This window comes from Flavobacterium sp. YO12, assembly GCF_004119495.1.
Taxonomy (GTDB): Bacteria; Bacteroidota; Bacteroidia; order Flavobacteriales; family Flavobacteriaceae; genus Flavobacterium.
In genome coordinates this window covers 1-6,170 of the sequence record NZ_NRQU01000112.1, presented here as the reverse complement: position 1 = coordinate 6,170, position 6,170 = coordinate 1, and the positions used below count along the sequence as shown (strand labels likewise).

Here is a 6,170-nt window from a genome sequence, read left to right as displayed (position 1 = left end):
GGTGACGGAAAATATCGTCTTGATAAACAACTTGATTTTATAGTTACTGATGGTAATATTACACAAGTTAAAACCCTTGAGTACGGAAATGTTGTAGTCAGTAATTATAAATACGATTCTGAACCAAATATCCTTTTGGGAGATATAGCTTATGAAACACCATTGTTTAAAGTTGATGGATATGAAATTTTAACTCACAATAAACTTGGAAAGAGAAACAAAAATAATGTAATTTCAATGGAAAATGTCTTTACTGAAACTCCATTTCAAAAATCATATAAAACTGTTAACTTCAAAAGAAATTTAGATAAATCAGGAAGAATTAGCGAAATTATAATTTCTGGAAGTTATGTTACAAGTAATCCACTAAATTCAGCAACAAATTTTGTCGACGAGAAAGTTATTTTCGAGTACAAATAAATTTCAGCTTATTTAGGGAAAGTTACATATAAACTAGTAAAGAAGCCAAGTCACAAAGTAATAAAAAAACTTTGCGGCTTGGCTTCTTTGCGAGATATAAAAAATTCAATGAATCTCTGATAAAACTTTCTTAAAGCTGTTTCTCTAAGAAAATAAATTCCAAAGGTTCTTCAGAAACCGTAACGTGAATGCCGCTTTCAGGAAAAGCTTCTCTTTCGCCAGTATCAACATAACCCTGCCGTTTGTACCAAGCGATCAGTTCTTCACGAACCGAAATAACCGTCATAATAATGCTGGATATACCAAGAGTTTTAGCATGATTTTCTGCTTCAGCCAAAAGCTTTTTCCCGATGCCGCTATTTTGAAGTTCAGGCGAAACGGTCAACATTCCTAGATACAATTGATGTCCTTTTTCGACCAATAAAACCGAACCAATAATTTTATCATTCTCCGTAAATTTCAGAATCGTATTTTTAGAATCCTGCAAAATTTCGGTCATTTCTTCTTCATCAGTTCTTTTTCCTTCTAGTAAATGCGCTTCGGTTGTCCAGCCTTTTTTAGAAGTTTCTCCTCTGTAGGCTGAGTTAATTAATGTTACTAATGCGGGAATATCTTGTAGTGCTGCTTTGGTAATCATGGTATATAATATTTCTCTCCAATTAATATTTTGGAGTATTCTTTTTTGTTTTTTGAAGTAGTTGATCTTCTTTTTCAATCAATGTTTTAAATGGAGATTTGTCTGGCAAATGCTGCTTTTGATATTGTTCAATAAGCGGAATCGTTAAAATAATTTTCAAGGCTCTATGATAATTATTTATTTCAGTTTGTTTTTTATTGATAGTATCCATTAAATTTTCCAGATCAGCTTTTTGTGAGATATATTTATCGTTACTTTTCTTAATTAAGTTTATAATTTTCTGTTTCATTATACTATCCCTTATGCCAGTTATATGGCTTTCTGCAGAATTGTAATAATCATCGGATTTTTGATTATAATTATAAAAAATATTTGTTGTATCTCTTGGATTCAACTCACTTAACTCTTTTTCTAAAGATTTCAATTCAGAAGATTTTTCTACAAGTTCCTGATACAAGTCTTCGACTAAATCATGGCCTTTTCTAAATCTTCCTATATCGAAACTTTTTTCCTGAAATGCTTTTGGTTCTTCATTACTTGTGCGGTTGGTTTCATTTTCTCGGCAAGAGACCAAGAGAATTAATGAAAAGAAAGCAAGTTTTTTTAGCATAGTTTTATTTTTAAATTTTAATAATCATAATGAAATTTGCTTTAGCTCGAAAAACAAAATTACAATATTGAAGATTGGCTTTAGCCAAAATACAAACGTTTTTTGATTGAAGCCATTTTTGTATTAATTTTTAATAACTATTTCTCTTGATTTGTATTATAATGTATATTTGAATTTAGCAAATCAATAATGTAGACGAGAGAAAAACTCAGTCTAATTTTTTAAGATATTCAATGAAAAATAAAATACTATTCCTTGTTTCTTTGCTGTTTTTTGGAGCAGCAATTAGTTCTGTGTCAGCTTTTGGTGTTAAGTATTCGACGGAAGATAATTTTAAGAAAGAGTTAAAAGTGCTGTCATTAAATACTTGGCACGAAGGAACTACAGTAAAAGGAGGATTTGATGCGATTGTGGACGTAATTCTTCAATCTGATGCCGATATTGTTTTGCTGAGTGAAATACGCAATTATAAAGAGGTATTGTTTACACCACATATTTTAGAAGCTTTAAAAGCCAAAGACAAGATTTTTTATGGTTCAAGCCTAAAAACAGATGCTGTTATTTTGTCTAAATTTCCTATCGAATCTACGACATCGATCAGTTCAGAATCGTTAATAAAATGCATGATCAGGTTAAACAAGAAAACTAGCGTTGCGGTATATGCCGCACATTTAGATTACACACATTATGCTTGTTATTTGCCAAGAGGTTACGATGGTGTTGATTGGAAAAAATTACCAGAACCTATTTTAGATACCGAAAAAATTCTGAAACAAAATATCGATTCGCAGCGTGACGAAGAAATTGCACTTTTTGTAAAAGATGCTCAAATCGAGCGTGAAAAAGGAAATCTAGTGCTTTTAGGAGGCGATTTTAATGAACCTTCGCATTTAGATTGGACTGCAGCAACAAAAGATTTATACGATCATAACGGCGTTATTGTACCGTGGCATAACAGTGTAACGCTTAAAAATAACGGTTTTCTAGACGCTTACCGAGTAAAGTATCCTGATCCTGTTAAAAATCCTGGATTTACTTGGCCGGCATATAATACAGATGTAGAATTGTCAAAACTATTATGGGCGAAAGACGCCGACGAAAGAGATCGTATTGATTTTATCTATTTTTATCCAAATAAAAAACTGTCGCTGACAGATACTGTAATTGTTGGACCAACAGCAAGTATTGTAAAAGGAAAAGGAGTGGAGACGCAAGATGGAGATACGTTTTTGAAACCAAACGGTATTTGGCCGTCTGATCATAAAGGGGTTTTGGCAACTTTTTCGATTGCTGATTAATTATTAATTCTATACAATGTCTCTTGACTTTGTACACAGTGGTTATGAAAAGAGTATCTTACAAAAAATAGGTTTGTTTTTTATCGAAATTTATTTTCGTTTAAGAATTTTAAATATCTTTGAATTATGAGTACAGCAACAAAACCAAAACATATCGGCAGAAATATAAGCCGTATCAGGGAGCTTAAAGATATGAAACAGGATGCACTGGCATTTGCTTTAGGAATAACCCAACAGACCATTTCGAATATTGAAAACAGCGAAACTGTAGACGAACAAAAACTAATTGAGATTGCTAAAGCTCTTGATGTTTCTGTTGAAGCAATTAAAAACTTTTCGGAAGAAGCGGTTTTTAATATTATTGGTAATACTTTTCAAGATCAAAGTGCAGTTTACAATTGCAATTGTACTTTTAATCCTTTAGATAAAGTTGTAGAGCTTTACGAACGATTGGTGCAAGCTGAAAAAGATAAAGTGGAGTATTTAGAGAAGTTATTGAATGGGAAATAACCGTTTGAAGATATATATTAAATTGAGAAGAGACCTTTGATGAGGTCTCTTTTTATTGTTTTTTATGTTAAGGAGTGGAATAATTGTACTGAATATTATTTAACAATTAAATGAAATAATTTTTCTCCTAATTCAATCATTTTTTCACCTTTTGTTACAATTTCTGCTGGAAGAACGCTAATCGCGACCCAATCTTTAACTTCCTTTGCTTTATTAAAAAACTTTTGCAATTTTGAAATTGATTTTTTCTCTTCGATATTGTCCTTTGCTTCTTCCAATCTATATAATTCAGTTAAAGCATTAGTGAAATTATCTTGCCATTCTTTGTTGTTTTTAGATATATCTTCAAATTCTTCCAAAATATCTTTTAGTTCTTGAATCTGAGAATTATTGTTGTAATTATTGATATATGTGTTTTGGGTGTTTTGTTCTCCACCGATTTGCATTTGCCCATGATTATCACCTGTAAAGTGAAAACTGAAATTATTTTTTTCCATTTCTTTTACTATTTTTCGAGAGTCCTCAAAATTATCAATAATTTTTAAAACATCTATATTGTGTATTCTGAAGGTAGGATGATATGCGATTGTTTTTACACCATTTCTAAAACTATCTACCATTTCATCATAAGATAAAAAAAACTGTTTTACTATCTCTTTGTGAAAAATACAAAACTTGTTCCTTATATTTTAATGAATATTTTGAATTAATATCCTTTATATGACTCCTTAAAACTTCCCATAGTTCACGAATATTTGCACCTGAGATCCAAAAATTGATGATTTTAGAATATTGATTGGTTTCAACTAATGCATAAGTTTCACTGTGTGGATCTTTTATTACAATACCTGATTGCCAGTATCCGTCTTTTATACATTTAGAAATGTTTCGAGCCATAAAACGATACATAATTAGCATTTCAAATGCAGATTCAAATGTAAAACGATATTGTTTGCTATTTTCTTTATATACATCGAATTGTTTAGGTTTTTCCCCTTCAAATGCACAAGGAATTAAATATTCATTTTTTTCAAAGGGATTTTCAACACACAAATCATACTCAGTCATTAATGCTATAATGAATTGAAAATCTTTTTCTTTGTACTGTAATTTTATTTCTTTATTTGCAAAAAGAGATTTTTCTTCCTTAAAAATTGCGTTTAGATCTTTATAATTAAGGTGTCCCTTTTTGTCATTAGTTATCTCGGATGTAATAATTGAATACGCACCAGTTGTTATCCAGTCCGGATTCAGAACTTGTAAATCATTTAATATAGGTTTGTCAAAAAAAACTATGGAACCAATTTTATCTAATTGTTTTAATAAATTTTTTTTGTTTGCTTCATTTGTATATTCATTATTCTTGCATATTGTATCATATTCATTATATGCAATATAATTTTTGTTTACTGTAACATCCTTTTCTAGTTCTTTTTTAATGTCAAACCAATTTAAAGGATATTGTACAAGTAAGTCTTTTTGACTGAGAATGGTTTTAATTAGCTCTTTTTTAAAAGAATCAAAATTTTCACCTTCTTTACAAGAAAGAAGAAAAGGTTCTCTTAATTTTGGATATGTTTTTCTAAGCTCATAAAAATTTTTACTGGTATGAGATTCTTTATCTTTGGCGTTCTTCCAATTATATACGATCAAAATTTCTGAATCTTTTCCGAGCTTGTCTATTTGTTCTAGCCAATACATGGCATTGGTATCATTTCTTGGATTTAGCAATAAAATATACACAACTTTTTCTGTTAAGAAAAATTGATGTAGTGAATGTTGAATATGTTGCCCCCCAAAATCCCAAAGATTAACTTTTATTTCTTCGTTGTTACTGTTTTTAATTTCGTTCCATGATTTTTTGTTTATTCCATGAGTAGTCTCTTCCTTTGTGAAAGGAAGTCCTATTATTTTTTTCATTAAACTAGTTTTACCTAATTCTCCATCACCAACAAAAATTAATTTACATTCATTTAGTTTTTTTAGACCATATTTTCTTGCATCTTCAAAATACTGAAGTATAGTTTCATTTCCTTGCTCTATAACTTCATAAGGAGGAACAGTTGTATCATTTTTGTATATATGTATACCTAAGCCGTTCCTACGTTTTTCATCGCAGAATACTTCGACGTTTTTTTTGATGAGGATCTCTAAAGGCCTTAAGTCTAAAATTTGATTCAGACTTAGATCTAATGAAATTAATTTCTTTTTGTTACTTAGTGGAGAAAGGTCGGTAATCTTATTTTTGGATAAATTAAGATAGGTCAGCTTGTTAATTTTTTGGAGGAAAGAAATTTCAAAAAGATTATTACCTTTTATATCTAGATTAGTAAGTTTTATAAGATTTTTTATTGCTGAATAATCCTCTATGGGGATTAAAACTTATATTTAAATCTGACAAATTACTTAAGTCTTCTAGAGGGGATATATCTAAAATTTCATTGTTACTTAAATTCAAAGAAGTTAAGTTGAGTAATGTTTTTAATGGATAAATATCAGTTATTTGATTTTCATATAAATTTAATTTTTGTAAATTATCAAAACCTTCAATAAAACTAATATCCCTTAAGTTATTTCTACTTAAGTCTAATAATTTTAAATTTTTTTAGAAATCTAATTGGGGTATAATCTGAAACCTTATTATTTCCTAAGTATAAAAATTTTAATTTTTTTAATTTTTTTAAAACTTCTATAT

Annotated in this window: 8 protein-coding genes and 1 pseudogene; 3 read left to right on the top strand and 6 right to left on the bottom strand. The window is 29.5% G+C overall.

Annotation, left to right across the window (positions count from 1 at the left end; genetic code table 11):
• The coding region (locus BOW55_RS20925; protein WP_164975082.1) for a hypothetical protein at window positions 1-420 on the top strand (420 nt) is incomplete at its 5' end.
• Between the two features lie 130 nt (window positions 421-550).
• Here BOW55_RS20925 and BOW55_RS20300 read toward each other — a convergent pair.
• Together BOW55_RS20300 and BOW55_RS20295 are read right to left on the bottom strand one after the other, a co-directional pair.
• Entirely contained in the window at window positions 551-1,057 is a 507-nt protein-coding gene (locus BOW55_RS20300) for a GNAT family N-acetyltransferase (RefSeq protein ID WP_129026240.1), read from the bottom strand.
• A 22-nt stretch (window positions 1,058-1,079) separates the two neighbouring features.
• Complete coding sequence (locus tag BOW55_RS20295) at window positions 1,080-1,667, bottom strand: hypothetical protein (RefSeq protein WP_129026238.1); 588 nt, start codon at window positions 1,665-1,667, stop codon at window positions 1,080-1,082.
• A 233-nt stretch (window positions 1,668-1,900) separates the two neighbouring features.
• On the opposite strand from BOW55_RS20295, the gene BOW55_RS20290 reads away from it, so the two are divergent.
• Together BOW55_RS20290 and BOW55_RS20285 are read left to right on the top strand one after the other, a co-directional pair.
• The gene (locus BOW55_RS20290) at window positions 1,901-2,965 is read left to right on the top strand and encodes an endonuclease/exonuclease/phosphatase family protein (RefSeq protein WP_129026236.1); all 1,065 of its coding nucleotides are present in this window, start codon (window positions 1,901-1,903) and stop codon (window positions 2,963-2,965) included.
• A gap of 126 nt (window positions 2,966-3,091) precedes the next feature.
• The gene (locus BOW55_RS20285) at window positions 3,092-3,475 is read left to right on the top strand and encodes a helix-turn-helix domain-containing protein (RefSeq protein ID WP_129026234.1); all 384 of its coding nucleotides are present in this window, start codon (window positions 3,092-3,094) and stop codon (window positions 3,473-3,475) included.
• Between the two features lie 95 nt (window positions 3,476-3,570).
• Here the strand turns inward: BOW55_RS20285 and BOW55_RS20280 are convergent, their stop codons facing one another.
• From BOW55_RS20280 to BOW55_RS21725, 4 genes and pseudogenes are all read right to left on the bottom strand, one after another.
• Window positions 3,571-4,095 (bottom strand): hypothetical protein, encoded by a 525-nt coding sequence (locus tag BOW55_RS20280; protein ID WP_129026232.1) that lies wholly within the window; start codon window positions 4,093-4,095, stop codon window positions 3,571-3,573.
• A gap of 4 nt (window positions 4,096-4,099) precedes the next feature.
• Window positions 4,100-5,434 carry a COR domain-containing protein gene (locus BOW55_RS20275; RefSeq protein ID WP_256371708.1) on the bottom strand — a complete coding sequence of 445 codons (1,335 nt, stop codon included), beginning with the start codon at window positions 5,432-5,434 and terminating at the stop codon, window positions 4,100-4,102.
• A 367-nt stretch (window positions 5,435-5,801) separates the two neighbouring features.
• Complete coding sequence (locus BOW55_RS21730; RefSeq protein ID WP_371414550.1) at window positions 5,802-5,933, bottom strand: hypothetical protein; 132 nt, start codon at window positions 5,931-5,933, stop codon at window positions 5,802-5,804.
• Window positions 5,934-5,966: 33 nt separating this feature from the next.
• Window positions 5,967-6,068: pseudogene (locus BOW55_RS21725) on the bottom strand (leucine-rich repeat domain-containing protein); the annotation flags it as partial.
• Window positions 6,069-6,170 lie beyond the last annotated feature (102 nt).

Bases quoted from the DNA above. Each gene is read 5' to 3' on its own strand.
- BOW55_RS20290 (WP_129026236.1), top strand. From the start codon at position 1,901: ATGAAAAATAAAATACTATTCCTTGTTTCTTTGCTGTTTTTTGGAGCA.
- BOW55_RS20280 (WP_129026232.1), bottom strand. From the start codon at position 4,095: ATGGTAGATAGTTTTAGAAATGGTGTAAAAACAATCGCATATCATCCT.
- BOW55_RS20285 (WP_129026234.1), top strand. From the start codon at position 3,092: ATGAGTACAGCAACAAAACCAAAACATATCGGCAGAAATATAAGCCGT.
- BOW55_RS20295 (WP_129026238.1), bottom strand. From the start codon at position 1,667: ATGCTAAAAAAACTTGCTTTCTTTTCATTAATTCTCTTGGTCTCTTGC.
- BOW55_RS20300 (WP_129026240.1), bottom strand. From the start codon at position 1,057: ATGATTACCAAAGCAGCACTACAAGATATTCCCGCATTAGTAACATTA.